The 24748-nt window shown below is 29.6% G+C and carries 27 protein-coding genes and 1 riboswitch; of the genes, 19 read left to right on the top strand and 8 right to left on the bottom strand.

Going from position 1 to position 24748, the window contains the following annotated elements; genetic code table 11:
• The first annotated feature begins 124 nt into the window (after nucleotides 1-124).
• The 6 genes from JOC70_RS04960 to JOC70_RS04935 all read left to right on the top strand — a co-directional run bounded on the left by JOC70_RS04960 (nucleotide 125) and on the right by JOC70_RS04935 (nucleotide 5382).
• Nucleotides 125-574 (top strand): hypothetical protein, encoded by a 450-nt coding sequence (locus tag JOC70_RS04960; protein WP_204597760.1) that lies wholly within the window; start codon nucleotides 125-127, stop codon nucleotides 572-574.
• 124 nt (nucleotides 575-698) lie between these two features.
• Complete coding sequence (locus tag JOC70_RS04955; protein WP_204597759.1) at nucleotides 699-899, top strand: small, acid-soluble spore protein, alpha/beta type; 201 nt, start codon at nucleotides 699-701, stop codon at nucleotides 897-899.
• Nucleotides 877-1497, top strand: coding sequence for a DUF2238 domain-containing protein (locus JOC70_RS04950; RefSeq protein ID WP_243429030.1), 621 nt, complete (start codon nucleotides 877-879; stop codon nucleotides 1495-1497). Before JOC70_RS04955 ends, JOC70_RS04950 begins: the two co-directional genes overlap by 23 nt.
• Nucleotides 1498-1869: 372 nt before the next feature.
• A complete protein-coding gene (recQ, locus tag JOC70_RS04945; protein WP_204597758.1) occupies nucleotides 1870-4023 on the top strand; it encodes a DNA helicase RecQ in 2154 nt (717 codons plus the stop codon).
• A gap of 422 nt (nucleotides 4024-4445) precedes the next feature.
• Nucleotides 4446-4865 (top strand): hypothetical protein, encoded by a 420-nt coding sequence (locus JOC70_RS04940; protein WP_204597757.1) that lies wholly within the window; start codon nucleotides 4446-4448, stop codon nucleotides 4863-4865.
• A 49-nt stretch (nucleotides 4866-4914) separates the two neighbouring features.
• Entirely contained in the window at nucleotides 4915-5382 is a 468-nt protein-coding gene (locus tag JOC70_RS04935) for a hypothetical protein (protein WP_204597756.1), read from the top strand.
• Between the two features lie 22 nt (nucleotides 5383-5404).
• Here the strand turns inward: JOC70_RS04935 and JOC70_RS04930 are convergent, their stop codons facing one another.
• Nucleotides 5405-6199, bottom strand: a complete 795-nt coding sequence (locus tag JOC70_RS04930) for an amidohydrolase family protein (RefSeq protein WP_204597755.1) — start codon at nucleotides 6197-6199, stop codon at nucleotides 5405-5407.
• 174 nt (nucleotides 6200-6373) lie between these two features.
• Here JOC70_RS04930 and JOC70_RS04925 point away from each other — a divergent pair, with 174 nt between their 5' ends.
• The 5 genes from JOC70_RS04925 (at nucleotide 6374) to JOC70_RS04905 (ending at nucleotide 10011) form a co-directional block, all read left to right on the top strand.
• Nucleotides 6374-6643, top strand: a complete 270-nt coding sequence (locus JOC70_RS04925; RefSeq protein WP_204597754.1) for a hypothetical protein — start codon at nucleotides 6374-6376, stop codon at nucleotides 6641-6643.
• 194 nt (nucleotides 6644-6837) lie between these two features.
• On the top strand, nucleotides 6838-7419 hold the full coding sequence (locus JOC70_RS04920) for a pentapeptide repeat-containing protein (protein WP_204597753.1): 582 nt from the start codon (nucleotides 6838-6840) through the stop codon (nucleotides 7417-7419).
• A gap of 14 nt (nucleotides 7420-7433) precedes the next feature.
• Entirely contained in the window at nucleotides 7434-8171 is a 738-nt protein-coding gene (locus tag JOC70_RS04915) for an MBL fold metallo-hydrolase (RefSeq protein ID WP_204597752.1), read from the top strand.
• 191 nt (nucleotides 8172-8362) lie between these two features.
• Nucleotides 8363-9406, top strand: coding sequence for an ArsR/SmtB family transcription factor (locus tag JOC70_RS04910; RefSeq protein WP_204597751.1), 1044 nt, complete (start codon nucleotides 8363-8365; stop codon nucleotides 9404-9406).
• Between the two features lie 98 nt (nucleotides 9407-9504).
• A complete protein-coding gene (locus tag JOC70_RS04905; RefSeq protein ID WP_204597750.1) occupies nucleotides 9505-10011 on the top strand; it encodes an NUDIX hydrolase in 507 nt (168 codons plus the stop codon).
• Between the two features lie 239 nt (nucleotides 10012-10250).
• Here JOC70_RS04905 and JOC70_RS04900 read toward each other — a convergent pair whose 3' ends face one another.
• Nucleotides 10251-11354 carry a clostripain-related cysteine peptidase gene (locus JOC70_RS04900; protein WP_204597749.1) on the bottom strand — a complete coding sequence of 368 codons (1104 nt, stop codon included), beginning with the start codon at nucleotides 11352-11354 and terminating at the stop codon, nucleotides 10251-10253.
• 244 nt (nucleotides 11355-11598) lie between these two features.
• Here JOC70_RS04900 and JOC70_RS04895 point away from each other — a divergent pair, with 244 nt between their 5' ends.
• The 4 genes from JOC70_RS04895 (at nucleotide 11599) to JOC70_RS04880 (ending at nucleotide 14542) form a co-directional block, all read left to right on the top strand.
• Entirely contained in the window at nucleotides 11599-12132 is a 534-nt protein-coding gene (locus JOC70_RS04895) for a GNAT family N-acetyltransferase (RefSeq protein WP_204597748.1), read from the top strand.
• Between the two features lie 257 nt (nucleotides 12133-12389).
• Nucleotides 12390-12878 (top strand): helix-turn-helix transcriptional regulator, encoded by a 489-nt coding sequence (locus JOC70_RS04890; protein ID WP_204597747.1) that lies wholly within the window; start codon nucleotides 12390-12392, stop codon nucleotides 12876-12878.
• Nucleotides 12859-13941 carry a DUF2157 domain-containing protein gene (locus tag JOC70_RS04885; protein ID WP_204597746.1) on the top strand — a complete coding sequence of 361 codons (1083 nt, stop codon included), beginning with the start codon at nucleotides 12859-12861 and terminating at the stop codon, nucleotides 13939-13941. Before JOC70_RS04890 ends, JOC70_RS04885 begins: the two co-directional genes overlap by 20 nt.
• Entirely contained in the window at nucleotides 13925-14542 is a 618-nt protein-coding gene (locus JOC70_RS04880) for a GDYXXLXY domain-containing protein (protein WP_204597745.1), read from the top strand. Before JOC70_RS04885 ends, JOC70_RS04880 begins: the two co-directional genes overlap by 17 nt.
• A gap of 129 nt (nucleotides 14543-14671) precedes the next feature.
• On the opposite strand, the gene aspD is transcribed toward JOC70_RS04880, so the two are convergent.
• The 4 genes from aspD to JOC70_RS04860 all read right to left on the bottom strand — a co-directional run bounded on the left by aspD (nucleotide 14672) and on the right by JOC70_RS04860 (nucleotide 19496).
• Nucleotides 14672-16300 carry an aspartate 4-decarboxylase gene (gene aspD, locus JOC70_RS04875; RefSeq protein WP_204597744.1) on the bottom strand — a complete coding sequence of 543 codons (1629 nt, stop codon included), beginning with the start codon at nucleotides 16298-16300 and terminating at the stop codon, nucleotides 14672-14674.
• An 825-nt stretch (nucleotides 16301-17125) separates the two neighbouring features.
• On the bottom strand, nucleotides 17126-17857 hold the full coding sequence (locus tag JOC70_RS04870; protein ID WP_204597743.1) for a sulfite exporter TauE/SafE family protein: 732 nt from the start codon (nucleotides 17855-17857) through the stop codon (nucleotides 17126-17128).
• Nucleotides 17858-17950: 93 nt separating this feature from the next.
• Entirely contained in the window at nucleotides 17951-18754 is an 804-nt protein-coding gene (locus JOC70_RS04865) for a protein-glutamine gamma-glutamyltransferase (RefSeq protein ID WP_204597742.1), read from the bottom strand.
• Nucleotides 18747-19496, bottom strand: a complete 750-nt coding sequence (locus JOC70_RS04860; protein WP_204597741.1) for a hypothetical protein — start codon at nucleotides 19494-19496, stop codon at nucleotides 18747-18749. Before JOC70_RS04860 ends, JOC70_RS04865 begins: the two co-directional genes overlap by 8 nt.
• 252 nt (nucleotides 19497-19748) lie before the next feature.
• Here JOC70_RS04860 and JOC70_RS04855 point away from each other — a divergent pair, with 252 nt between their 5' ends.
• The gene (locus tag JOC70_RS04855) at nucleotides 19749-20267 is read left to right on the top strand and encodes a nitroreductase family protein (RefSeq protein ID WP_204597740.1); all 519 of its coding nucleotides are present in this window, start codon (nucleotides 19749-19751) and stop codon (nucleotides 20265-20267) included.
• 43 nt (nucleotides 20268-20310) lie between these two features.
• Here JOC70_RS04855 and JOC70_RS04850 read toward each other — a convergent pair whose 3' ends face one another.
• Both JOC70_RS04850 and JOC70_RS04845 read right to left on the bottom strand, forming a co-directional pair.
• Nucleotides 20311-20652, bottom strand: coding sequence for a hypothetical protein (locus tag JOC70_RS04850; protein ID WP_035310669.1), 342 nt, complete (start codon nucleotides 20650-20652; stop codon nucleotides 20311-20313).
• Nucleotides 20624-21925 carry a DUF1576 domain-containing protein gene (locus tag JOC70_RS04845; RefSeq protein WP_207755222.1) on the bottom strand — a complete coding sequence of 434 codons (1302 nt, stop codon included), beginning with the start codon at nucleotides 21923-21925 and terminating at the stop codon, nucleotides 20624-20626. Before JOC70_RS04845 ends, JOC70_RS04850 begins: the two co-directional genes overlap by 29 nt.
• A 362-nt stretch (nucleotides 21926-22287) precedes the next feature.
• A riboswitch (TPP riboswitch) is annotated at nucleotides 22288-22397 on the top strand.
• A gap of 131 nt (nucleotides 22398-22528) precedes the next feature.
• Here JOC70_RS04845 and tenA point away from each other — a divergent pair.
• Genes tenA through JOC70_RS04830 form a run of 3 tightly spaced genes read left to right on the top strand, consistent with a single transcriptional unit; the run spans nucleotide 22529 to nucleotide 24686 of the window.
• On the top strand, nucleotides 22529-23188 hold the full coding sequence (gene tenA, locus JOC70_RS04840) for a thiaminase II (RefSeq protein ID WP_204597739.1): 660 nt from the start codon (nucleotides 22529-22531) through the stop codon (nucleotides 23186-23188).
• 5 nt (nucleotides 23189-23193) lie between these two features.
• The gene (locus JOC70_RS04835) at nucleotides 23194-23946 is read left to right on the top strand and encodes an ABC transporter ATP-binding protein (protein ID WP_204597738.1); all 753 of its coding nucleotides are present in this window, start codon (nucleotides 23194-23196) and stop codon (nucleotides 23944-23946) included.
• On the top strand, nucleotides 23943-24686 hold the full coding sequence (locus JOC70_RS04830; protein ID WP_204597737.1) for an ABC transporter permease: 744 nt from the start codon (nucleotides 23943-23945) through the stop codon (nucleotides 24684-24686). Before JOC70_RS04835 ends, JOC70_RS04830 begins: the two co-directional genes overlap by 4 nt.
• Nucleotides 24687-24748: the final 62 nt, after the last annotated feature.

Here is a 24748-nt window from a genome sequence, read left to right as displayed (position 1 = left end):
CTAGGGACTCTCTTATATACAATGATTTGTAAGTACTAAATGGTTACCACCTTTATAAAGGTGGTTTTTATATTTGCATATAATTAAAATATTTTTTAAATAATTTAAAAGAAGGAGAATAGCATTGAGAAAAAATTATAAATTGAAGAGAACCATATCTATGAAACAGTTTATTAGTGAATTTGGAGAAAGTTTTTCTGGTCATATGAAGGAAAGATTATTAGAATTAGAAGTAAGATGTGTTTTAACAAGGAAAGAAGAGGAAAATAAGCTTGATTTAAAACATGTAGAACATACAAAATATGATTCTAAGGAATATGCATATGGACAACTTATAGCAAATGAGGGGGAATTATACTTTTCAGAAAAGTGTATGGAAGGACCTGATGTTATGGAAAATCCAGTTGTAGATCCTATTTATAATGCTTTAAAAACAGAAGAAGTAGTTATTAATGAAAATATTAAAGCTAAAAAAGTAGATGACAGCAATATTGATTATATAATTGACAATATATTAGAAGTATGTCCTCAAGTTACGGATAGATATCTAGAAATCATGTCTAAGTATTTATAAAATTAAAAAGCATCTAACTATAATTTACAATACAAGTGATGAGTTTGCAAATTACAATATCTGAATCATCTAAGAATTAAAATCATGAAAAATACACATACTAATAGCCAAAGGTGGTGAAAGTATGGATGAAACACTAAATCAGCTTCATAATAAAACAGACCAAGCAATAGTTATGGGTATAGAAATACCAAAGGATGGCTACTGGGGTAATAAAACTTCTAAAGAATGTGGTATGGTCGGGGGAGCAACTGGCGGAAATTTTACCCAAAATGCTGTGGAAAGCTTTGAGAAAAATTTAGTTGAGAAAAAAACAACATTTTAAAAATAAGTTTAACATAGGAAAAGCTGTAATAATAGCTATAGTTTTTGAAATTATCTTAATGAGCACAGCTATAGTTAGCATTGTAAAAAAACAATGGGACAATGTATTTTTATGTATATTAGCTATGATTGTGCTTACAGCTCCCTTTATCATTAAATATATTACAGACAAAAAAAATATAAACTTACCAAGAGGCTTTGAATTAGTAACTGTATTGTTTATCATTCTAGCACAATACTTCGGAGAAATTTTAAACTTCTATAATTTTTGGTGGTGGGATTTATTTTTGCATGGAGCAGCGGGCTGTTATTTATTTATAATTGGCATGAGTTTATACAATAGCATTAATATACCACTAAAAAAAATTAATAAAAAAGTGATTATTTTGTTAAGTATAGTATTTTCATTTGGATTTTCAATTGCCATAGGAGTTTTATGGGAGATATTTGAAGCTGCAGGAGATTATATATTTAAAACTCACATGACAGAAAATGGACTTAAAGACACAGCGGGGGATCTTCTTATAAAAACAATAATAGCATCTATTACTTCAATAATATATTATTTTTATAAGAAGAAAGACAATATTAAATTATAAAATGATATTTTTAACCAGGAATGTATAGGAACAATTATCCTATTTTCCTGGTTTATAATTTTGTTTGAAATTATATTTCGGTGGATATTATTTAGAGTGTACTTAGTGTATATTCTTTTTTAGGATCTATAATAGTAAAATATTTTTTGATAATCTTAAATTTATAAAGATAAGTATGATAATATTATTTATAGGTTCAGTTGCTAAAGTTTTTAGTACTATCTACATTAAATATAACACAGATAATCAAAATAAGATTCTATGATTCATAAGCAGTGTTATAGGATAAATGAAAATACTATTATCAAATATTATAAATTAGTAAAATTCATATAAATATTTTGGTATGCATGAAGAAAGGAAGTAATTAATTTGTTACAGAAAGCAAAAGAGCTACTTAAAAAGTATTATGGATATTCTGAATTTAGAATAGGTCAGGAAAAGAGCATAACAAGTATTTTAAATAGAGAGGACACATTGGCTATTATGCCTACAGGAGCTGGTAAATCCATATGTTACCAAATTCCTTCTCTTATACTAGATGGCTTAACATTAGTCATATCTCCGCTTATTTCTCTTATGAAGGATCAAGTGGATTCTCTAAATGATATGGGTATAAAAGCCACCTATATAAATAGCTCCTTAAGTAATTTAGAGGTGGAAGATAGAATTTTTGGAGCTAAGAATGGCGAATATAAAATGCTGTATGTTGCTCCAGAAAGGCTTGAGTCTCAAGGGTTTTGCCAAGCTTTAAGAAATATAAATATTTCCTTACTTGCAGTAGATGAAGCTCATTGTGTATCTCAATGGGGGCATGATTTTAGGCCGAGTTATAGAGAAATTTCAAGGTTTATAAAGAACATGCCAAATAAACCTATAATTGCAGCGTTTACTGCTACTGCCACAAAAGAGGTAAAGGAAGATATAATAAGGCTTCTTGATTTAAGAAATCCTAATGAATATATTACGGGTTTTGATAGAGAAAATCTTTATTTATCCGTGGTACAAGGAGTAGATAAAAAGGATTATATTTTAGACTATGTAAAAGATAATGGAGACAAGGTGGGAATTATATATGCTGCAACTAGAAGAGAAGTTGACAGTATTTATGAATTGTTAAGTAAAAAGGGATTTAAAGTAGGAAAATACCATGCGGGCTTAAGCGAAGATGAAAGAAGCAAAAATCAGGAGGATTTTTTGTATGATAATGTGAGTATTATTGTTGCAACTAATGCCTTCGGAATGGGAATAGATAAATCTAATGTTCGATATGTAATACATTACAATATGCCTAAAACTATGGAAGCATATTATCAGGAAGCTGGACGTGCAGGAAGAGATGGAGAGCCTAGTGAATGTATATTGTTATTTTCTGAGCAGGATGTGGTACTTCAAAAATATTTAGCTCAGCAAAACTTAAATTCTCATGAAAGAAAAATTGGGGAATATAAGAAAATTCAAATGATGGCAGATTATTGTCATACGCAGAGATGTCTTAGGGGATATATATTAGATTATTTTGGAGAACATGATTTTAAGGATAATTGTAACAACTGTAGTTCCTGCAAGGATGATAGGGAAAGCGTGGATATTACTATAGAAGCACAAAAAATATTTTCATGTGTTGCTAGAATGAATCAAAGATTTGGAACAAGTCTCGTAGCATTAGTACTTAAAGGTTCTAAAAATAAAAAGGTTATGGAACAAAGGTTTGATGAGTTATCTACATATGGAATAATGAAACAGTACAGTGAAAAAGAAATTAAAAATATGATAAATGTACTCATTGCTGAAGGATATTTGATTCTTACAGAAAGTGAATTTCCAGTAGTAAGACTTACCCAAAGGGCTTTAAATGTTCTTAAAGGTAATGAAAATGTATTTAATAAAATTCAGAAGAAAGCAGAAAAGAAAAAGGCAGATAACTCCCTATTCCAGCTCTTAAAAACCCTTAGAAAAGCTATATCTGAAAGAGAAAAAGTTCCACCATATATTATCTTTCCAGATAATACTCTTCGTGAGATAAGTGAGTATTTACCTTTAGATAAAGTGTCATTACTTAAAATTAAAGGAGTAGGAGAAACAAAGCTTCAAAGATATGGAGATGAGTTTTTAGAAGTTATAAGTAAATATGTAGATGAAAACCATATTGAAATAGTTCCAGCTATACAAGAAGCTTGTTTAGAAGATGTAAAAGGAGAGTCAAATGAAAATACTCAAAATGATTGTATAGAAGAAAAGGTTCCAAGTCACATAATAACTTTTAACATGTATAAAGAAGATAAATCATTAAATACAATAGCGGAAGAAAGAAATTTAAAAATCACAACCGTACAAGATCACATTATAAAATGTTTTCTTGAAGGTCTAGAAGTTAATTTAGATGAATTTATTCCAGAAAGATATAGTAAACTTATTTATGAAACTATTACAAACATAGGCGCAGAAAAATTGAGGCCAATCAAAGAGGCCTTGCCTGATGAAGTTGACTACATGGCAATTAAAGCAGCACTATGTAAACTATAGAAATATTACGACGGTTTTTAATGTTGAGCACAAGTACGGAATTTGCATTGTAGAAAGCATTGAACAAGTAATTAGAAGCTCTTTATCCGTCAATTTAAATCATCGTAAAGAACTTTCTACTGTCTGAGCGGCAGCGAGTTTAGAAAGTTTAGTAGATTTAAATTGACAGATATTAGAGCTTCTTTGCGTAGTGAACGCCTTCTTAAATGCAGAACCCATACGAAAGATTTAACATTAAAAACGTCGTAATTTCCTTTTATTACACATGAATAATTATTTGATTTTTTCGGAATTAGTGTTATAATAATTAATATGTCAGAATAGTTTGAATTATTAAAACTATACTTAGTGATGAGTCAGCATTTTGATTACAATTTCAAAAATGCACTACATTTTTATGTATTATGTATGGGGGTAATAAGATGAGTTTAAGGATTATTGAACAAAGAAAATTAAGTTTATTAATTGAGGAGTATAAAAATAATTATCAAGGCTTATTACGACAATACTTAAATAATAATAAAATGCTATCTAGATTGGATTTACTATATTGTGCATCACAGGGAATTTACATAATTTTGAATGAAAATGGTGGCGTTGAATTTAAAGAGCATAAAAGTTGGTGCAATATACCTGATATGATAAAGGACGAAATAGAGACAAGCTTATGTGAGATAAAAGAAGATATATTTAGTAAAGATATATCTGATTTTGAAACTCTTTTCAATATTATATATAATAGTATTAGTGAAATTTATGGAGTGAACGAGTTGATGTGCTACGATATTGCTTTAAGAATAGGAGCTGCAAACGATATACTTCCTAAAGAATATATAATGTAGTTAAATAATTATTAGTAATACGGGGCATTCTAAACATAGGTGATGGTAAATGAAGAATATAGCATTTTGGATATTACTAATTATAACAATAATTATAACTACAATTACTATGAAAATGAAAAAATATAAACTTATGGATTTTATTATGACTATCAGTTTAGTAGGCATTTCAGCTATTATAGATAAATTGCTTTCATCTCAGTTTCAACTATATTATTATGTAGATTATGATAATAAGTTAATTTACTCAGCAATATATGATTTGTTAATTTATCCATGTTATGGAGCTATGTTTTCTTTTCTCATGCCGAAAAATAGAAGTTATAAATCTGCAGTTTATTATATCTTAAGTTGGACGATGCTTTTAACTTTTCTTGAAGCTATAGTAGTATATCCTTTCCATATAGTTATTTATACAGGTTGGTGGATATTTCCGTATTCACCTATATTCTATGTTATAGGACTTACTATAACATATATCTATTATCAGCTTGTAGAAAATAAATTTGCTTCGTAAAACTACGAAGCATTTTTTATAATTACTTATCTAATTGTAGAAGTTTTTTAGCATTGTTTCCAAGTATGCTATTAATTTCATCAGGACTTAAGTTTAATGACTTAATAAGAGAAATATCCACAGCCTGATCTCGCCATGGAGAATCAGTTCCAAAAAGAACTTTCTCAGGACCATGAGCTTTTATAAAATCTGTTACTATCTCTATTCCCAACTCATGTGTTGAGTAAGCTGTATCAAAATATATATCCTTTCCAAGCAGATACTTTTCTACATCATCCCAATATCTATATCCTCCCATATGCGCCGCAATTATAGGGCTGCCTGAGAATGCATCTAATACTTTTTTCAGTCTTGCGGGTGTAGTATGGAATGGCTCTGAAAACGCAGTATCAACACCAGAATGGAATAATATAATGAGACCTGCATTAAATATTGCTTCATAAATTTTAAATAAATATGGATCATCTGCAAAATAATTTTGACAATCACCATGAACCTTTACACCTTTAAAACCATGACTTGCTAGCCAATTTATTTCTTCTTTCCAATTTGGGAAATCAGGATGTATGCTGCCAAAACTAAGTATATTATCATCTTGTACACTTGCAGCCCATCGGTTTATTTCTATATTTTTTTCTGGTTTTGAAGCTATATTCTGAAGTACGCTTATATTTATATCAGAGTTTAACATAGAGCGTTTTAGTCCTCCTACAGTTCCATCAGTAGCAGGTGTAAGTTCAAATTTTTGTGAACGTACAGATATTGCTCTTTGAGCTACATTATCTGGAAAGCAGTGAGTATGTATGTCTATTATCATTTGATAGTTCAACCTCCTATTTATAAAAAACAACTTACATTATTATAACATATTGATAAAGTATTAAATAATCACATGTTTTTTTGAAAAATAATGAAATGTCTTTAAAAGAATTAAAGATATATAAGAGGAAATACTAATGATGAAAGTAAGAGTTTTCAAGGAGGAATAATAATGTCAAAAATAGATGATGCAATTGAAAGGATAAAAATATTAGAATGTCCAACAGGAAACGTAGAATCTAGAATTGCTCAAATACTTGAGGATTATGGAGTAGCAAATAGTAATGAAATAATTGTAGAAAGAGATAAATATACTGATAATGTCAAGGGAGAAGCATATAGAGCTAAGATTTCTGGTGATGCTAATAAGTCTATTATAGTAGTGGCTGAATCAGGATTGGATGATTATGTGGCAAAGGTTACAGATGTATATATGAGCTAATTTTAAAATGGTGTTCTCTAAAAGGGGGAGCATCATTTTGTAATTTATAAATAGAATTAAAAGGTACTAGATTAATACCGGTAATACCTTTTGATTTTACTTTTAATGCTAATTAGACTATAATTGAGAAATAAATAATGTCAGTTGGTGCAAGTATTTATGATATAGGAGATATTAAAAGGAGAACAAAGTTAATGGAAATATCACAAGAAAAGGAATATGAAGATTTAACATTCAGGCAATTAAAGAGAATCAATGAAAGTGTGATAGATAAAAAATTTGTAAATTGTGAGTTTAATAATTGTGATTTTACTCAAACAGATTTTTCAAACTCAAAGTTTGAAGACTGTACTTTTAATGAATGTAATTTGACGTTAGTGAAATATGATGATGTGAAGCTAAGAAATGTAAAGTTTAAAGGTTGCAAATTGGTAGGAGTAAACTTCAATAAATGCGATACATTCATACTAGAAATTGGATTTCAGGACTCTTTAATTGAAAATTGCAATTTTTCTAGTCTAGTATTAAAAAAGTCCTTGTTTAAAAATTCTAATATACTCGAAAGTGATTTTGTAGGAACAGATTTATCAGAATGTGATTTTACTTCTTCAAGTTTAGGCGGAACTATGTTTGATAATTCGAATTTATCAAAGGCGAATTTTTCTGATGCCAAGGATTATGATATTAACCCATTAAATAATATAGTTAAGAAAGCAGTATTTACTATGCCGGAAGCTATGATGCTTTTAAGAAGTTTTAATATAACTATAAAATAAAAAGGGGTAAGACTATGGACGTTAAGCAAATTGGTAAAAAATCCACTGCCTATGTTTATGATGAAATTGAAAGTTATTTAACTAGTGTGTTTTTAATAGAAAAGAAATCTAAAATTTATCTTATTGATACCTTTTGTGGATCAGAAAGCATGAAACCAATTATAAATGAAATAAATAAAATTTCACATGATAAAGAAGTTATAGTTATCAATACTCATTTTCATTGGGACCATGTATGGGGAAATTGTAGTTTTAAAGGAAATAATATAATAAGTTATGAGTTGTGTAGAAAATTACTAGATGAATTTTGGGAAGATCAAATAAATAAAAATAGTAAGTATATTTTTGGTAAGGCAGAAAAGCAGTTGCCAAATATAACTTTCAAGGAAAAGATTGTTTTTGAAGATGATGGTATAGAATTGTTTCATAGTCCAGGACATACAGCTGATTGCATATCTGTATTTGACTATGACGAAAGAATATTATATGTAGGGGATAACTTAGAAAAGCCTATAGTATATGTTGAAAGTGATGATATTGATACATACATTAGCACATTAGAAAGTTATTTAAGTTATAATCCAAAGAAAATCGTAGCAAGTCATACACTAGAAATAACAAAAGAAGATTTGTTAAACACAATTAAATACTTAAAGTCTTTACAAGCTAATGAACAAATAGAATTTCAAACAGAGTATGAAAGAAAAATACATAAAGAGAATTTGAGGATATTAAATAAAATATATATTTAAATAAAATGGTGTTTTCTATAAAGAGAGCACCATTTTATTTTTTGAGTTAAGTAAGGTAAGGTTTATATTTATCGTTCTAAAAATATAAAACACAGCGGTCTAAAAATTTCCAAAAAATATTCGAAAAATATTGAATTAGAAATTCCATAATGTTAAAATATACCTATCAAATAAATAAGGTTGTGAATAAAATGAATATTATTGATTTATCAAAAGGAAAAAGAGAAACATATAAAATTGAAATGAAATACTCACTTCTATTGGAAAGTGCTTTAGGAATTGCGGCAGTTACAAATGAAAAATTAGCAAATACTCTTGAAAAGGATATGCCATTAAAAGGAAGAGTGTTTAAAAGACAATCTCAAGAATTAAAAAAAGAACTTGAATATGTTTCAGAACATAATACCTGGAAGGCACTGTTACAATTATTATATTATTGTGAAGAACAGGACTTAGAATCTTTCAAAATATTTATAGATAATCTTAGTGAAGAAAAATTAAAATTTTACTGTATTCCATATTTAGGAATGAGTATGCAGGAAACCAGGTTAAGTGCAGCCAAAGGGGATTTAATAGCACTAGAAAAAATAACTAAACTTACGGAGTGCAACATATTCTTTCCTAAATATATAGATTTTATTGTTAGCATAGATTCGAGTCTTCTTAAAAAGCACCTTATATCAGTTATAACAAGATGGTTTTATGAAATGATTTTGGAAGAAAAAGAATCCTATGAAAAAATTCTTGAAAGAGATATTTTGATAAAAAGTGCAATGCTTAATAAGCTTCAACCAGAAGAGTTTGTTAAATGGGCAACTGGAGGTATAGATTATGTTTCAGAACCCTCAGTTACAAGAGTTTTATTAGTACCTCACTATATATATCGTCCTTGGAATATTGAAGCAGACTTTGAAAATACTAAAGTTTTTTATTATCCTATTTCAAATGAAAGTATTTACCCGGATGATAAATTAACTCCAGACAACTTTCTTGTTTTAAAATTCAAAGCATTAGGCGATGAAACTCGCTTAAAAATCATGAAAATATTATTTGAAGGGGAGCAAACGTTACAGGATTTAGCGTTACAACTTAATATTCCAAAATCTTCACTTCATCATCATTTATCTACTTTAAGATCTGCAAGATTAGTGACAACAAATAACGGAGTGTATCAAGTAAATAAATGGGCAACTGAAAGTCTCACTGATGAATTTTTTAACTTTTTAAAGAATTAGAAAAGTAAATATTAAATCTTTTAATATTATTATCAAATAGTGGGAAGGATTTATCAAAGAAACTTATAAATAAGATATTTATTGAAGGAGAGAACAATATGAAATTAATAAGGGAAATAACTGAAAAGGACATTACAAATAAAGAAACCTATGAAGAGATAAGTTATAAAATAAGAAAGGCTTCAAGAGCCGTTGTATTTAATAAACAAAATAAAATAGCAATACTTAATGTTTCTAACGACAATTATCATAAGCTTCCTGGTGGTGGAATTGAAAGAGATGAAGATATAATCACTGCATTAAGACGAGAGTTAATAGAAGAAGTTGGAGTAGAAGTAGATGTTCTAAATGAATTAGGAATGATAATTGAATACAGGGATAACTTCAAACAGCTACAAATTTCTTACTGTTATTTATGTAAAGTAGTAGGAGAATATCAAGAAACGTCCTTTACAGAAGAAGAAAAAGATAATGGATTTATATTGGAATGGGTAAGTTTAAATGAAGCAATCTCTATTTTAGAGAAGGATAATCCAGAAAAGTACATGGGAAAATTTATAAGAAAAAGAGATTTGGAATTTTTAAAGAATGTAACGGTATTTTAAATTTATAAATAAAGTCCTTATAAAAAATAGAATACTTAATATCTTACGACCTAAAGTTAGTAAGCCTGAACGATATTTTTAATCTTGAACACAAGTATGGGATTTGCATTGTAGAAAGCATTGAGCAAGCAATTAAAAGCAGAAATATTAGAGCTTTTTGTGTAGCGAACGCTTTCTTAAATGCAAATTCCATGCGAGCCGTTCAACATTAAAACCGTCGTAATATCCTTTTAAGGTCACTATTTTTTAAAAGGTAATATATAATGCAAAACTGGATCTGATGTAGTTTTAGGTCGTACGTTAACTTTATTTTTAGGAAGTAAATTAGAGCCTAGTGAATCAGTAGTTAATAAATTTAGCCAATAGTTATTTTTAGCAAAGGAAAGTTTAAAATAAAAAGATATCAACCTTGTAATGTCCTCTGAAATTATTTCAATGGAGTTATTTACGCCTCTAAAATCTTCATTGCTATATAATACTATGGACAATAGGGATTCATTAATGTTCTTTATAAAGTCATAAAATTTGCTTTCAGTATCAGGTTTTTTTATTAAATCAGAGAGTGTGTAATCCTGTGGATTTTTACTATAAATATAGACATATGCAAAATCATTAAATAAATTTTTAATTCTTTCTAATTTTTCATGATTAATTTCATACGCTGTAAGCGATAAATTTAAGTCTTCTATTAAGTGTTTGAGAAATAAGTTTAAACCATGTATATTACTGTGTTTAGTAACTAAAGATACAAACTTATCATAGGGCAATCCTTCATAAGGGGCATGACTAATGTATGTTACCATGCTCTTAACTGCACTTTTATTGTATTGTGCTAATTCATAAACAATTTCAACAGAATTCATATAGCACATATCAAGAAACAATGTATCGATATCACAGTTTGAACTTTGACTTGCAGAGTTAACAGCCTCAATCATTTCAGGTATGCCCATAATATAAGGCACATTTAAGCTTAAATCCGTCATACATCCTATAAAATTTGAACCATGATCAGACAATACAACCATATATTTTTCAGCTTTATAATTGTCAAATCCCCATTTTATAAACTTATATAAATTATTTGGGTCAGCCATATTAATTCTTCCTAAATCCTCGATTAAGTAAGACATAGGACTTTTTATATAATATCGTCTTACACCAATCCAGTCATTCACATCAATGGCTTTATTAGAATCTATAAGTCCAATTTGCATAATTACATTGACATTTTCGTTAGAACCAGACTTTTCACAATCTAGCATGTTTTTATATATAACATCAATCATTTCATTATTGCCATCGGCATAAATCAAAATAGTCCATTTTTTTACTTCACTCATCTAAATCATCCTTTACGAAAGTTGTGCAATTATTGTTTGATTACCGCTCCTAGTTCTTAGCTCTTAAAATTGGGAAGTGATATATTTAATAAAGACTAGTGCTAGAACTGAGTAAACTTCTAATTTATAATATGAAGCTAAAGTAGAATTAGTTATAACCTTATTTGATAAATTTTTTATATAGAGTTAGGGGTTTATGGTAAAATATACTAGAATAGATTTTTAATTTTAGGAGGATAAGTTAATGTATTATGGGGAAAAGGTTTGCTTAAGAGCTTATAGAGAAGAAGATATTGATATAGCAACATCATTTGTTAATGATAAGGAACTTAAAAAGTTTTTAGTTACAACTATACCATTTCCAATGAGTTTGTGGGAAGAAGAGGCTTGGATAAGATCTCAAACTGGTAATCAAAGTGGTGAATATAATTTTGCAATAGAAGATATTAAAACTAATAAATATATTGGAGGCTGCGGTATTCAAAAAGTGAACTGGATATCACGCGTTGCAACAGTTGGAATAATGATTGGAAATAAAGATTATTGGGGCAAAGGGTATGGAACTGATGCTATGAAAGTATTAATACAATTCATATTTGAAAATATGAATATTAACAAAATAAAATTAAGTACATTTTCATTTAACGAGAGAGCTCGAAAATCTTATGAGAAATGTGGATTTGAAGTAGAAGGAATATTAAAGGATGAGGTATTTAAAGAAGGAAAATATTATGATGAAATAATTATGGCAGCCTTTAAGGAAAAGACTACATTTTGAGATAATGTTAAGCCTCTAATATAGTGTTTGTATCTAAGAAAGGGAATTGCATCGTAATTTCCTTTTTATTTATAATTAATTCATCTACAAATTATAAAAATCAGTAATAACATTTTTGAAATATTTGTCGAAAAAATATGCGTAAAAGCATATTGTAAAACATATAATAATAGTGTAAAATTACACTAAAGATATAAATATTCACGTTTGGTGTCCTAAAGACTTATTTAGCCAAATAGTGTTATAGAGGTGGTAAAATGGAGGGATTAACCCAAGAAGAACTTATCAGCATAGTTTCTAAAAAGCTTAGACTCATAAGGAGTGAATACAACTTTTCTCAAGATAAGATGGCTGAGGTGCTTGGAATTTCCAAGAAAACTTTGATACAAATAGAGAAGGAAAGAATGGAAGCTTCTTGGACACTTGTGATTGCAGTATGTGGACTTTTCAGAGAAAGTGAAATTTTAAAGATGGTTTTAGGAGATGAACCTATAGAGCTTATAGAAACCATAATATTTAAAAATATGGCTACACCCAAAAATATAACGGGAGGTGGCAAAGCATTTTGGAAGGATATCAATATAGAGGGAAAGTTTAAGCTGCAAAAGAATATAATAAGTTCGCACTATAGAATAATTGATGGAAACAACAGAAGATGGTACAGTTCTTTTGATAAGAATTATATTTTAAATCAATTTAGAGACCTTTTGGAAGGAGGAAAAGATAATGAAGAAGAAATTGAGTAAAGATCGTTACAGATTTATTTTAAGAGAATTTAATGAGCATAAGGACAGAGGAATAATTACTAAAGAACAAGTAGATGACATGATGACATTTTACGAAGAAGAATCATCAATGAATTTTATAAAAATCCTAGTAACTATTGGTTCAATTTTAGTAGGGCTTGGAGTTTTAAGTTTTGTTTCAAGTAATTGGATGTATATTAATAAACCGTTTAAGGTGGGTATCATCATTTTAGCACTTGGACTTTCAATATTTGCTTCATTTAAATTAGAAAAGGCGTATCCTAAAACCTCAAAAGCATTATTATATTTAAGTGTGCTGATTTATGGGGCGGGGATATTTTTAATAGAACAAATATTTCATTTCGGTGGAGAATTTACTCAATCGTTTCTACTATGGACAATAGGGGCAATACCCATAGGATTGCTTTTAAAAGAAAAGATTATTTTTATATTTACTCACATTTTATTTATGGTTTATATTAATGGAAGTTTTGATAATAATATAATAGCTTATTCAGTAATAATTCTAGCTTTTTTATATGCAGGAAATAAGTATTTTAATTTTTCAAAAATAGTAACGTTTTTTAACAACTTAGTAGGATTAAACTTCATACTATACTTTTTAAATTATATAGATATGAAAGCTATATATGTAATATTAATTTTCTTTGGAATAGGTCTCGCGATGTATTATACAAAGCATAGCTTAAACTTAGAGGTATTTAAATTTGAAGGTCTTGTAACCCTAGGAATAAGTGGACTGTTTTTAACTTCAAAACATGCGTGGGAAGAATTAAACTTTATAAGTAACGGCAATGTGGTAGCAATTACCTGTGGGATTCTTTTATTGGTGTATTTATTAACCTTAGTTAAAAAGGGAATGTTAACACCACTTGTATTTGTGTGTGCTTTAATTTTAAGATATTATTTTGATACCTTATATGACTTTATGCCAAAATCAATATTCTTCATCGTTGGAGGAATTATATTATTAGGTTTTGGTTATTACTTTGAAAGACTTAGAAAGAATTTAGGAGGTGCCTTAGATGAAAAAAATAATTAAAAAAAGATGGTTTAAATATCTAATGGCATTTTTAATACCATTTATTGTACTACTTTCTATGACTATAAAACCATCTATAACAAATGCTTGGGGAAGTGAAATTCTGATAAAAACAAAACCCTTTGATCCTAGAGATGTGTTTAGAGGGGACTATGTATATTTAAACTATGAAATTAGTGAAATTACTTTAGATAAACTTGATGACAGTATTTTAAATATTAAAGATAATACAGAAGAATATGAGCCTTTTAGAAGGCTTAGAAAGAAAAATTTATATGTAATTTTAAAGGAAAACAAGGGGTTTTATGAAGTGGATAAAGTGTCCTTAAATAAACCTAATGAAGGAATATATCTTAAAGCAAAATATAGATATACCCTTCAAGAAATGCCCGACAAAGAAGATGAAAACTTTGATAAGGAAAAAGAAAAATATATAGTACCAAAAGCTATTGGAATTAATGTGGATTATTCATTAGATAAATACTTTGTACCTGAAAATACAGGTAAGGATTTAGAAAATAAAGCATTAAAGGGAGAACTTTTAGCAAAAGTAAAAGTATATAAGGGATATTCATTGTTAAAGGAAGTAATTTCAAAGTAATTAAAGAAAGCTCTTGGAGAAATCCAAGAGCTTTCTAGTACTTAAAAGATATTAAGTGTTTTACCATAAACCCCAAAAGATAGACTTTGTTTTTCACTAGCGTAAATGCGTAAGATAAGCAACTAAAAATTAAAAATCGCTTTTCCAGTCTGCTACAAAGTCGTCAAGAACATTATGGAGTACTTTCCCAATCCTTATATAGTCCTCATCTTCAAGATTTGCAAGAGATATTCTAACGGACCATTCTGGACCGCGAAATCCAGAGCTATCTAGCAGCACTATAGAAGATTTCTCAGCTAAATGAAATAAAATATCTACTGTTTTTTTATTTTCACTTAAATATGTTGCAAAATTGTTGCCATAATGCTTATAAGCCCAATCCAATAAATTGAACTCTGTGTAATAGGAAGCGTCATAAGGATCTTTTTTCAAGTCTAAGCCTAAGCTGTCAAATAATAGCCTTTGACGACGTCTACAAATATCTATTGTAAGCTGCTTATATTTATTTTCCTTGTCAATTAAAGAAAATAAACAGAAAAATGCCATTTGTACTTGTTGAGGTGTTGATAACCCAGCTGTATGATTTAATGCTACCTGTCGACTATCTGCTACCATTCTATCAATAAAAGAAATATGCTCTGGATTACCTGCAAGTGCTTCATAACGGTGATGCAGTTCTTTCTTACTATCTTCTGGTAAGTCTTTTAATAGCTTATCAAAAATATTTTCTTCATGTAATGCAACAATTCCAAGTCGCCACCCAGTGACACCAAAATATTTTGAAAAGGAATAAACACCAATAGAGTTATAGGGCAAATCTGCTATTAAAGAACGAAAATCATCTACAAAAGTGCCATATACATCATCAGAAATAATCATTAAGTTCTGATTGTGTTCCTTTACGATTTGAACTAATTGTTTAACGGATTCAGGCATGATTGCCACAGAAGGCGGATTACTTGGATTAACAACAAATAATGCTTTAATACTTGTATCTTTAAGTTTTTCAAGCTCAGATTTTGGATACTGCCAAGTAGGTGTTCCACCTTCTGAAGTATCTGATGCATTAATTTCAACCACATTAAAATCATAGCGAGATAAATGAGGAATTTCAAGATAAGGTGTGAATATTGGCACCATTAAAGCAATTTTATCTCCTTTAGATAATAACTTGTTTGCAATTAATGAATCAAATATATAGCACATGGCAGCAGTAGCGCCCTCTACAGCAAATAATTTAAAGTTTCCTTCAGGAGGCTTATTGTAGCACATTTCTTGAACAAGATATTTATAAACAATCTTTTCTGTATGTATGAGCATTCTATCTGGTACAGGATAATTATCTCCAATGATTCCATCTGCAAGTTCATAGACAAAATCATCAGGAGTAAATTTAAGATGCTCCACTCCATAATCTATGATACTATCTAAAAGCTCTATCCCTGGTGCGTTTTTATGACTTGATATGTAAGATTTAAAACGATTATAAATACCTTCTCGGTGAGGCATTCCTGCCAAATCACCTTGATCCCATACTCTGCGGGTTTCTTCTACAGCAAACAGTCCAAAGGTAAAGAAAGCTTCACGAGGAGTAGCAGCAGTCCAATTTGGATTGCCTCTTCCAGCATCAAGTAAAGTACGAGTGCTCTTTTCAGCAGTATCCTTTGCAAGGGTAACTAATTTATTTTTAAGTTCAAAAGGACTGAGTTTTCCATAAATATTTTCTATTTGTTTACGTTCTATATTCAGTGTATCCATAGACTTTGAAGCCTCCCCTTTCACAATATCTATTTTCATAGTTTTATAAAATTTAATTACATTTAATCTTCAATACTTAGAGATATTAAATTTCGATAAAGTATAAAATCACACATAATTATAATTATCTATATTGTAAGAAGTTATACTTATTTCATACCTGAACCATTTAGAAATATTACGACATTTTTAATGTTAAATCTTCCGTATTGGTTCTGCATTTAAGAAAGTGTTCATTGCGCAAAGAATCTCTAATATCTCTCGATTTAAATCACCTAAACTTTCTAAACTCGCTGTAGCTCAGACAGTAGAAAGTTCTTTACGGTGTTTTAAATTGAGAGATAAAGAGCTTCTAATTGCTTATTCAATACTTTCTACAATGCAGAACCAATACTAAATTTAACATTAAAATGTCTTCATTCACACTGCTGAAGGATGGAATTTCGTTTTGACGAAATTCCTTTAAATTTACACTTATCAAAGGGCTTGACGTGATATATTAAAGTTGTAACACTAATATCGAATTATCTATTATAATAAGATAAAGAAAGTGGTGTTACAAATGGCAAATAAGAAATATGATAAAGCATTTAAACAACAGATATCTAAATTACATTTAGAGGAAGGTAGAACCCTAGCGAGCCTTTCAATAGATTTTTTCATTTATTGCGTACAATTTCTTGTAACCCACAGGGCTATCGGCCCAAAAGATTTTTATGTGCTAGGTCCTAAAATGCTTTAGAAATTAAGTTGACTGAATTTCTTCCTTTTCTTAGATGAAAATTCTATACGACCCAGAGCATTAAAAACGTCGCAATATCTTTTTTATTTGAACATAAACAGTGCAGAAATAAATAGAACTACATAGACTATCTTAGTAAAAGATCCTTCTTTAATTTTATGATGTGCTAAATTTCCGAGAACTGCACCTGCGGCTAAAAATGGTAAGGTGTAGAAGGAGAGTTTTAAGACATCAGGAGTTATCCTATGGCTTAGAGCGCTTTGTAATACTATAATAGTATTTAATGAAACCCAAAGCATAGAAAGAGTTGCTCTGAAGTTACTTTTATTTGGCAGCTTTTCTGAGGCGTAAAGTATAACAAGGGGACCTCCTGATGAAAAGGCACCATGCATGCATCCTCCTAAAAATAAGAATAGACTTAGCAGTAAACTATTTATAGCTTTATTATGGTTACTTCCTTTATAAGCTATGATTAAGCCTCTTATGGAAACTATAATCATAAACAATCCAAGTATCACCTTTAGTGTGTTCTCAGGTAATTTATCAAATAACCACATACCAACTGGAAGACCTAAAACTACGAAAGTCACAATTCTAAAGTAGTGTTCCCATAAGATATCTTTGTAGGAGATTATGACAACATAAAGTGAAAGAAGTAATCCTACAATTGTAAGGACGGGTTTTGCTATGTTTATTCCAACAAGCATTATTGCAAAAGGCATAGCAAGTACCGTAGAGCCAAAGCCTGTAAGTCCTTCTAGAAAATCAGTTATTAATATTAAAAAGCCAAGCAATAAGATAGTTAAAATACTCATAATATAAAGCCCTCCTTATGACTAAAGTTTAATATTGATATTTATCTTTATAGATATATATTCTAAGGAGGGGATAAATATTTTAAAAATAATTTATGCTGGGTATAAGTGCCTAAATTTTCTAGCTTGGGTTTGGGAGATAAAGGTGTCATATATTCTAGATAATAGCTTAAAGTTAGGGCGGGCGGCTACATCCATAAAATAAGCAGAGGTTTTTGAGCCTTCTTTTCTATTTTCATTCAGCGCATTTATAATTTCATCTGCATCTCCTATGCCTATGCCATGACCATAATAGGTATCATTACCTAGATCAATTACATTTTCACCTTGCCATTCAGGGGTTTCAGGATTAACATCTGGATTTTTGAAGTATCTGCGATCACCAGGTAAATAATCAGGATATTTTTCAACATAACCAATATGACGAAGTTCTTTATTAATATAGTGCCAATTCATTAAGTGAATTTTAGGAAAAACTTTATTAAATAGCTCTTCAGGATATATGCTTAAAAGTGCTTTATAATATATAATTACCATAGCTGTAGCACATTCAGTGGCATACTGATTTCCATTTCGGAAGATATCCCTAATAGCATCAGAAGCTTTTACTCCATCTTTTAGTAAAAAGCCTCCTTCTGGGGTGAGTTTCCAATGTTTTTCATTAACCTTGGCATTTTCAAAGGTCTCAAAAGAGAAATCACTTCTGTAAAGTTCTATAGCAGCTTTTATAATGTTAAGTCTAAAATTTATTTCGAATTCTAGCTCCTTTAATGATTCATATTCATATTCATTGCTGCTTGAATCAAGTATCCTAATGATTTTAGTTGCTACACTATTTGATGAGTACTTTTGCATAATATCCCTTGTATCAAGTTTTTTTCCGGAAACTTTAATCATAATAAATTCCTCCCATTCTAGCACTTCTTATTTGAGATTTAATGGGAGAATGAATCCAAGTATTCCAAGAGTATAAGTTTTGACGATATACGGCATGGGAAAAGCTTGAAAGAAGCTTTTGGAAATCATCATCTAGTTTATTAAATTCATCTAAAAGACTAAATTCGTATCTAGTTAAAGGAGTTATAGGTTTTCCAGTATCAACTGATATTTTCTTACAAATATATTTAGCAGGATAAACTATTGTGTATGGACATGGAGCAGTTGTAAGCTGAAAGCTTTCTCCAGTAAATTTCAGGAATGATCTATTATCCTCTAACCAGTTAGTGAAATATAAATATTTATTAAGATTATCTGTATTTCTGTAGCTATTTATTTCAGGTATAAATGACAAAAGTTCTTCTGCCAACTTAATATCTTTTGAATTTGAAGATTGAAGTTTACTGCCAATGAGATTTAAGCTGGATGGTTCTTTAGCTTCAAAAAAGGACCAAATTAAATTATGAGTAAAGAGCCCTTTTCTATGACGTAAAAAAATAGCATTTGCTACAGTAGGTAAAATGCTTTTGTCCTTATAATTGCATATCAAAATAGCTGCAATTTTATCAAAAGTTTTATCATAATCTTTATCAAGTCCAACATACTTGGATAATTCATAAAAAATTTTGTTTAAATTCTCAGGTGTATCCTTAAGATTTATATTATTTAGCAGGGATTTAGAATTTAAAGTTTCTCTAAACACATGTATTCCACCTTTTTAGTATTACAATACATAATATGCAAAAGAGGCATAGAGGTGTATATCAAAGTCAGATGTAATTCTCTTGATTATAAATGTTAACATATAATGTTGTTATAACTAATAATTAGTAAATAAACAGAATATATAGTGATTTTACTGGTAAACTAAAAAATGAAGGTATATAATAAATGGTAGATATGGGCATGGCACCCGGTAAATAAAAATTTCAAACGGAGTGGAGGAAAACGTGATATGCTTAATTTATTAATGGAAAGAAGAAGTATAAGAAAGTACAAGAACATGGAAATTTCAAAGGACAAGGTAGACTGCTTAATAAAAGCTGCATTATTAGCCCCATCTGCAAAGGGAACAAGACCTTGGGAATTTATTGTGGTAGAAGATAAAGAAACGCTTGAAAAGCTAGGTAAGGCTAAGCAGCATGCAAGCAGCTTTATATCAGAAGCACCTCTTGCTATCGTGGTTGCTGCTGATAGTACTAAAACTGACGTATGGGTAGAGGATACATCAATTGCTTCCACAATAATTCAATTAGAAGCAGAGCATTTAGGCTTAGGATCTTGTTGGGTGCAAATAAGAAATAGGATGCATGATGAGGATAGTAGTGCTGAAAAATACGTAAAAGAAGTTTTAGGAATACCAGAAAATTATACAGTGGAATCCATAATATCTATAGGATATAAAGATGAGGAGAAAATACCTTATACAGAAGAAAGTTTAAAATATGAAAAGATTCATAAGGAAAAGTTTTAGGTAAGTTTTAATGATAAGAGGAGAACTATAGTCTCCTCTTATTTTATTTATATCGTATTAATTTTATAGTTAAATTTGGAGGAGAAAATTCAACTTCCGCCTCATCAATCATCATTCCAATTAAGCTTAGTTGATCAGTGCCTTCATCACTGCCAGCTAATTGCCAATAGTATTCTTCAATTTCTCTTTGTCTTTTTAAATTTAGAATTTGTTTTAAATTATTAATTTCTTGGTTAGAGGACGTAACGTTATATGAGTGAGCAATAATTTCAAAGAAATTTTCTGTGTTAGATAAGGATATATTTAAATTTAAAGCTCCATTTAGAAGACAAAAGTCCATTAGTTCCTGAACTATCTTAGAGATTTTTTTTAGCTCGTTTTTCATTAGGATAATCTCCTTTCTTAAATGCTTCAATAAGAGGAACTACTATGGCAGCAACCACTCCTCCAGAGAAGCCATTATTATATAAATTTAGCCCACCGTGAACAACTCCAATATTCATAACTACTGAAAGATGAAGAAAACCTGCTAAAATGCCAGCAAGTGGACCGTAGGCACCAGCAACAGGGGCTAAGGTTGTTCCAAATAATGCACCTATTATAACAACAGTTGAGCAAGGGTCCCAAATTTTTATGTTAGCTGCTATAAATACTCCAATTAAAATAGGTATAGTATTTTTAGGATGTTTGCCAAAAGCTGAAAATCCAACTATTGTTAATATCCCAGCGGTAATAGGTCCATTTACAATTCCTTTAGATATAACTACATAAGCTATACCTGTTAAACCCATAATTCCCATATTTATAAATGTTATACCATATCCACAAAGTTGTGTAAAGTCTGTAACTGTTTTACCAGAATAATGTAGAACATTCCTATATCCTTTAAAGCTCTTACCGTTTATATAACATCCTAAGAAAATAAGGATTATAAAGCAGGAAATGAGAAGCAGTTTTAAAAATGAGTCATATTCAGTTGATAATATTTCTGTTGATTTAATTATTAGACCAAAACCTCTAAGTACAGAGGTTATTATAGAACCGATGAGGCCTGCTGTAAAGCCTATATTATAAAGATTATATCCATCATGGACTTTTATAAGATGTGATGATAGTGGTGTTATTACAAATCCTATTAGTATTCCAAATAGTATGCCAATAGGAAGACCTAATTTTATAGATACATGCAATCCAAAGCTTATCTCACTTACTACTGGTGCAAGAGCTGTACTAAACATCATTATTACTACTATATTTTTGAAATTTATTTTTTGGTACTTAACATAGAGATATCCTCCTAAATATATAGGCCAGACATTGAATAAGTTTTTTCCTATAAATGAGAAGCCCATAATAGTAAATACAGATGCAATTAATGCGCCATTAACTTTTAACTTTAATTTCCATATTATAAAAATGTTTACTAATGTCAAAACACCTGCATTTATAAAGGTTGCTCCAATTCCCCCAACTGATATATAATCGGTTAATAGTATATCAGGACTTACAACTATTCTATAAAGTCCTTTATATATGTTTTTAGGGTTATCAAATATAAAAGCTAAAATGATTAGGCATAATGGAAATAAACTAAGTATAGTTAAAACTTTTTCTTTTCCAATATCTATAGAATCCTTTGTAATTGCGATAACCTCCAAATGAACACCTCCAATGAAACTTTAAGTGTTCTATAATATTTTGATAATGATTAATTTATGTATACTTTACATAAATTTAATAGAATTTTATCAACCTTAAATTTCCTATTGTAATCTAGATGATATTTGATATAATAGCTTCATAAGCTTAATGCCTTATTATGGTAAGAGATGACACTAATCATCTCTTATTTTTGTGTGAATAAAGATTTTCAATTATGTTTCTAATATTAATAACTTAAAAAAGTCTTGGCATTTTTAAGCTATTGTGGTAATATGACTTTGTAAGATTGAAGCGAAAAACAGTTTATGTAAGTTTGGATTTTAATAGTATTACATATTGTCAAACATAAAAAGTTCATAAAAAATCCCAGGGGGGCTGGTGTTGCTGGCTGAGAGTAAGAACGAAATTCTTAGACCCTTTTAACCTGAACTGGATAATTCCAGCGTAGGAAGAGGTTTTACATATACATATATTTTGAGGATATAAGTACAAATCTCTTTTGTAGATTTGTACCTTTTTTATTTTTAAACAGGTCCTTAAAATATTAGTCTTACAATTATTAAGTGTTACGACCAAAAGAAGCAATGGAGGGATTAATAATGAAATTTTCACAAAGTTTATACAAGAGTGTTGAAGATATTTGGGAATCTTATTACAAACATCCTTTTGTAGATGGTATAGGACAAGGAACTTTAGATGTGGATAAATTTAAATTTTACATGATTCAAGATTATATTTATCTTATTGATTATGCTAAGATTTATGCTCTGGGTATAGTTAAGGCTGATACTGAACAAGTAATGAAAGGATTTGCCACTATGGTAAATGGAATATTAAATGGTGAAATGAGTATCCATAGATCTTATATGAGAAGACTTGGAATTACTCAGGAGGAAATTAGAGAGACAAAGGCATCCCTTGCTAATATTTCCTATACTAATTATATGCTTTCTGTATCTCAAAGAGGAACTTTGGCAGATCTTACTGTGTCATTATTATCTTGTATGTGGAGTTATTTAGAGATTGGAAGACATTTGAGTAAAATTCCAGGGTCTGTAAATCACGAGTTCTATGGAGAGTGGATAAGAGGATATATCTCAGCTGATTATATAAAGCTAACTAACTGGGTAATAGACCTAGTAGATGACCTGGCAAAAGATTTACCAAAAAGAGAACTTGAAAAGTTAGAGGAAATATTCGTGAATACAAGTAAATATGAGTATATGTTTTGGGACATGGCTTATAACAAGGAGATGTAATCAGTATGTTAGAGTTTTCTAATGTGAACTTTAAATATGAAAATGATTCAAAGACTCTTATAGAAAATCTAAGCTTTAAGATAAATAAAGGAGACTTCGTAAGTATAATAGGACCTAGTGGTTGTGGTAAAAGTACAATCTTTAGATTGATTTCAAAACTTGAAAAAGCTTCTAGTGGAGATATTTTATTAGGTGACAATAATATTAAAGACTTACATGGTCATATAGGATACATGCCTCAACGAGATTTATTAATACCTTGGAGAACGATTTTAGAAAATGCTTCATTGCCGCTAGAAGTAGGCTCTAGAAATGTTAAAGAAGCTAGACAAAAGGCAGAGGAATATTTAAAGATTTTTGGCCTGAATGAGTATAAAGATAAGCATCCAAAAGATTTATCAGGAGGAATGAGGCAAAGGGTTTCTTTTATCAGAACATTACTTACAGGATCAGAGGTAATGCTTCTAGACGAACCTTTTAGTGCCTTAGATGCCATAACAAAGGTTTCCATGCAAGAATGGCTTCTAAGTCAATGGATTAATTTTAAAAAGACTATATTGTTTATAACTCATGACGTAGAAGAAGCTTTGTTTTTATCTAATAGGATATTTGTGATATCAGAAAAACCTATTGTAAGGTTAAAGGAAGTTATAGTTCCTCTTAATTATCCAAGAGATAGACATTCTTTAAGCAATAGGGAAATACTTGATATAAAAGAAGAACTTATAAATGAATTAAAGCAGAGGGTAGAGTTATGAAGAAATATAAATCATCAGCAATTGTAGGAATTTTCTTTTTTATTACCTGGGAAATTATTGCAAGATATATAAATGCAATGTTTATACTTCCATCTCCTACTAAAGTTTTAATGAAAACTTGGGAACTTAGGGAACCACTTTTTTTAGTCCATCTTCCTGCTACAATGCTAGTTACTTTTATAGGACTTTTAATATCAATAGTTTTAGGAATTACCCTAGCCATAGCTATGAGTTTAAATAAAAGGATTGAAGAAGCAATATATCCTATTTTAGTAGTAACTCAAACTATACCAATAACGGCATTAGCGCCAATATTTGTACTTTGGTTTGGATACAGTATTTGGAGTAAAGTTGTAGTAACTATACTTATTACCTTTTTTCCCATAGTTGTAAATACCTATGATGGTTTTCGTTCTACTAAAAGGGAAATGGAAGAGCTTTTGGTAACCTTTGGAGCAAGTAAAAAGGAGATTTTTATTAAGTTGAAATTTCCTCATTCACTGCCATATTTCTTTTCTGCACTAAAAATAGCTGTACCTTTAAGCGTAATAGGTGCTGCAATTGGAGAATGGCTTGGAGCCCAATCGGGACTTGGATATTTTAGCAAAAGAATGATGACTCAATTAGATGGTGCGGCAGTTTTCGCTCCAATAATGATTTTATCTCTTGTAGCAATAGTTCTAGTTTGGATAATTAATATTTTAGAAAATAAAATAATAGGAGATTTTTACAGAGAATAACCTTTATTTTTATATTAAGGTATCTTGAAAAAAATAATCAATTAGATAATAACATATTTTTA

It is taken from the genome of Clostridium pascui (assembly GCF_016908015.1).
In the GTDB taxonomy this organism is placed as follows: domain Bacteria; phylum Bacillota; class Clostridia; order Clostridiales; family Clostridiaceae; genus Clostridium_AK; species Clostridium_AK pascui.
The sequence above is the reverse complement of the archived record's forward strand: the minus strand, read 5'-3'. Positions and strand labels throughout refer to the sequence as shown.

Coding starts and splice junctions, on each gene's coding strand:
- JOC70_RS04925 (WP_204597754.1), top strand. CDS start 6,374: ATGTCAAAAATAGATGATGCAATTGAAAGGATAAAAATATTAGAATGT.
- JOC70_RS04870 (WP_204597743.1), bottom strand. CDS start 17,857: ATGAGTATTTTAACTATCTTATTGCTTGGCTTTTTAATATTAATAACT.
- JOC70_RS04935 (WP_204597756.1), top strand. CDS start 4,915: ATGAAGAATATAGCATTTTGGATATTACTAATTATAACAATAATTATA.
- JOC70_RS04850 (WP_035310669.1), bottom strand. CDS start 20,652: ATGAAAAACGAGCTAAAAAAAATCTCTAAGATAGTTCAGGAACTAATG.
- JOC70_RS04910 (WP_204597751.1), top strand. CDS start 8,363: ATGAATATTATTGATTTATCAAAAGGAAAAAGAGAAACATATAAAATT.
- JOC70_RS04900 (WP_204597749.1), bottom strand. CDS start 11,354: ATGAGTGAAGTAAAAAAATGGACTATTTTGATTTATGCCGATGGCAAT.
- JOC70_RS04880 (WP_204597745.1), top strand. CDS start 13,925: ATGAAAAAAATAATTAAAAAAAGATGGTTTAAATATCTAATGGCATTT.
- JOC70_RS04895 (WP_204597748.1), top strand. CDS start 11,599: ATGTATTATGGGGAAAAGGTTTGCTTAAGAGCTTATAGAGAAGAAGAT.
- JOC70_RS04955 (WP_204597759.1), top strand. CDS start 699: ATGGATGAAACACTAAATCAGCTTCATAATAAAACAGACCAAGCAATA.
- JOC70_RS04855 (WP_204597740.1), top strand. CDS start 19,749: ATGCTTAATTTATTAATGGAAAGAAGAAGTATAAGAAAGTACAAGAAC.
- JOC70_RS04885 (WP_204597746.1), top strand. CDS start 12,859: ATGAAGAAGAAATTGAGTAAAGATCGTTACAGATTTATTTTAAGAGAA.
- JOC70_RS04890 (WP_204597747.1), top strand. CDS start 12,390: ATGGAGGGATTAACCCAAGAAGAACTTATCAGCATAGTTTCTAAAAAG.
- aspD (WP_204597744.1), bottom strand. CDS start 16,300: ATGGATACACTGAATATAGAACGTAAACAAATAGAAAATATTTATGGA.
- JOC70_RS04930 (WP_204597755.1), bottom strand. CDS start 6,199: ATGATAATAGACATACATACTCACTGCTTTCCAGATAATGTAGCTCAA.
- JOC70_RS04915 (WP_204597752.1), top strand. CDS start 7,434: ATGGACGTTAAGCAAATTGGTAAAAAATCCACTGCCTATGTTTATGAT.
- JOC70_RS04920 (WP_204597753.1), top strand. CDS start 6,838: ATGGAAATATCACAAGAAAAGGAATATGAAGATTTAACATTCAGGCAA.
- JOC70_RS04835 (WP_204597738.1), top strand. CDS start 23,194: ATGTTAGAGTTTTCTAATGTGAACTTTAAATATGAAAATGATTCAAAG.
- tenA (WP_204597739.1), top strand. CDS start 22,529: ATGAAATTTTCACAAAGTTTATACAAGAGTGTTGAAGATATTTGGGAA.
- JOC70_RS04865 (WP_204597742.1), bottom strand. CDS start 18,754: ATGATTAAAGTTTCCGGAAAAAAACTTGATACAAGGGATATTATGCAA.
- JOC70_RS04830 (WP_204597737.1), top strand. CDS start 23,943: ATGAAGAAATATAAATCATCAGCAATTGTAGGAATTTTCTTTTTTATT.
- JOC70_RS04940 (WP_204597757.1), top strand. CDS start 4,446: ATGAGTTTAAGGATTATTGAACAAAGAAAATTAAGTTTATTAATTGAG.
- JOC70_RS04905 (WP_204597750.1), top strand. CDS start 9,505: ATGAAATTAATAAGGGAAATAACTGAAAAGGACATTACAAATAAAGAA.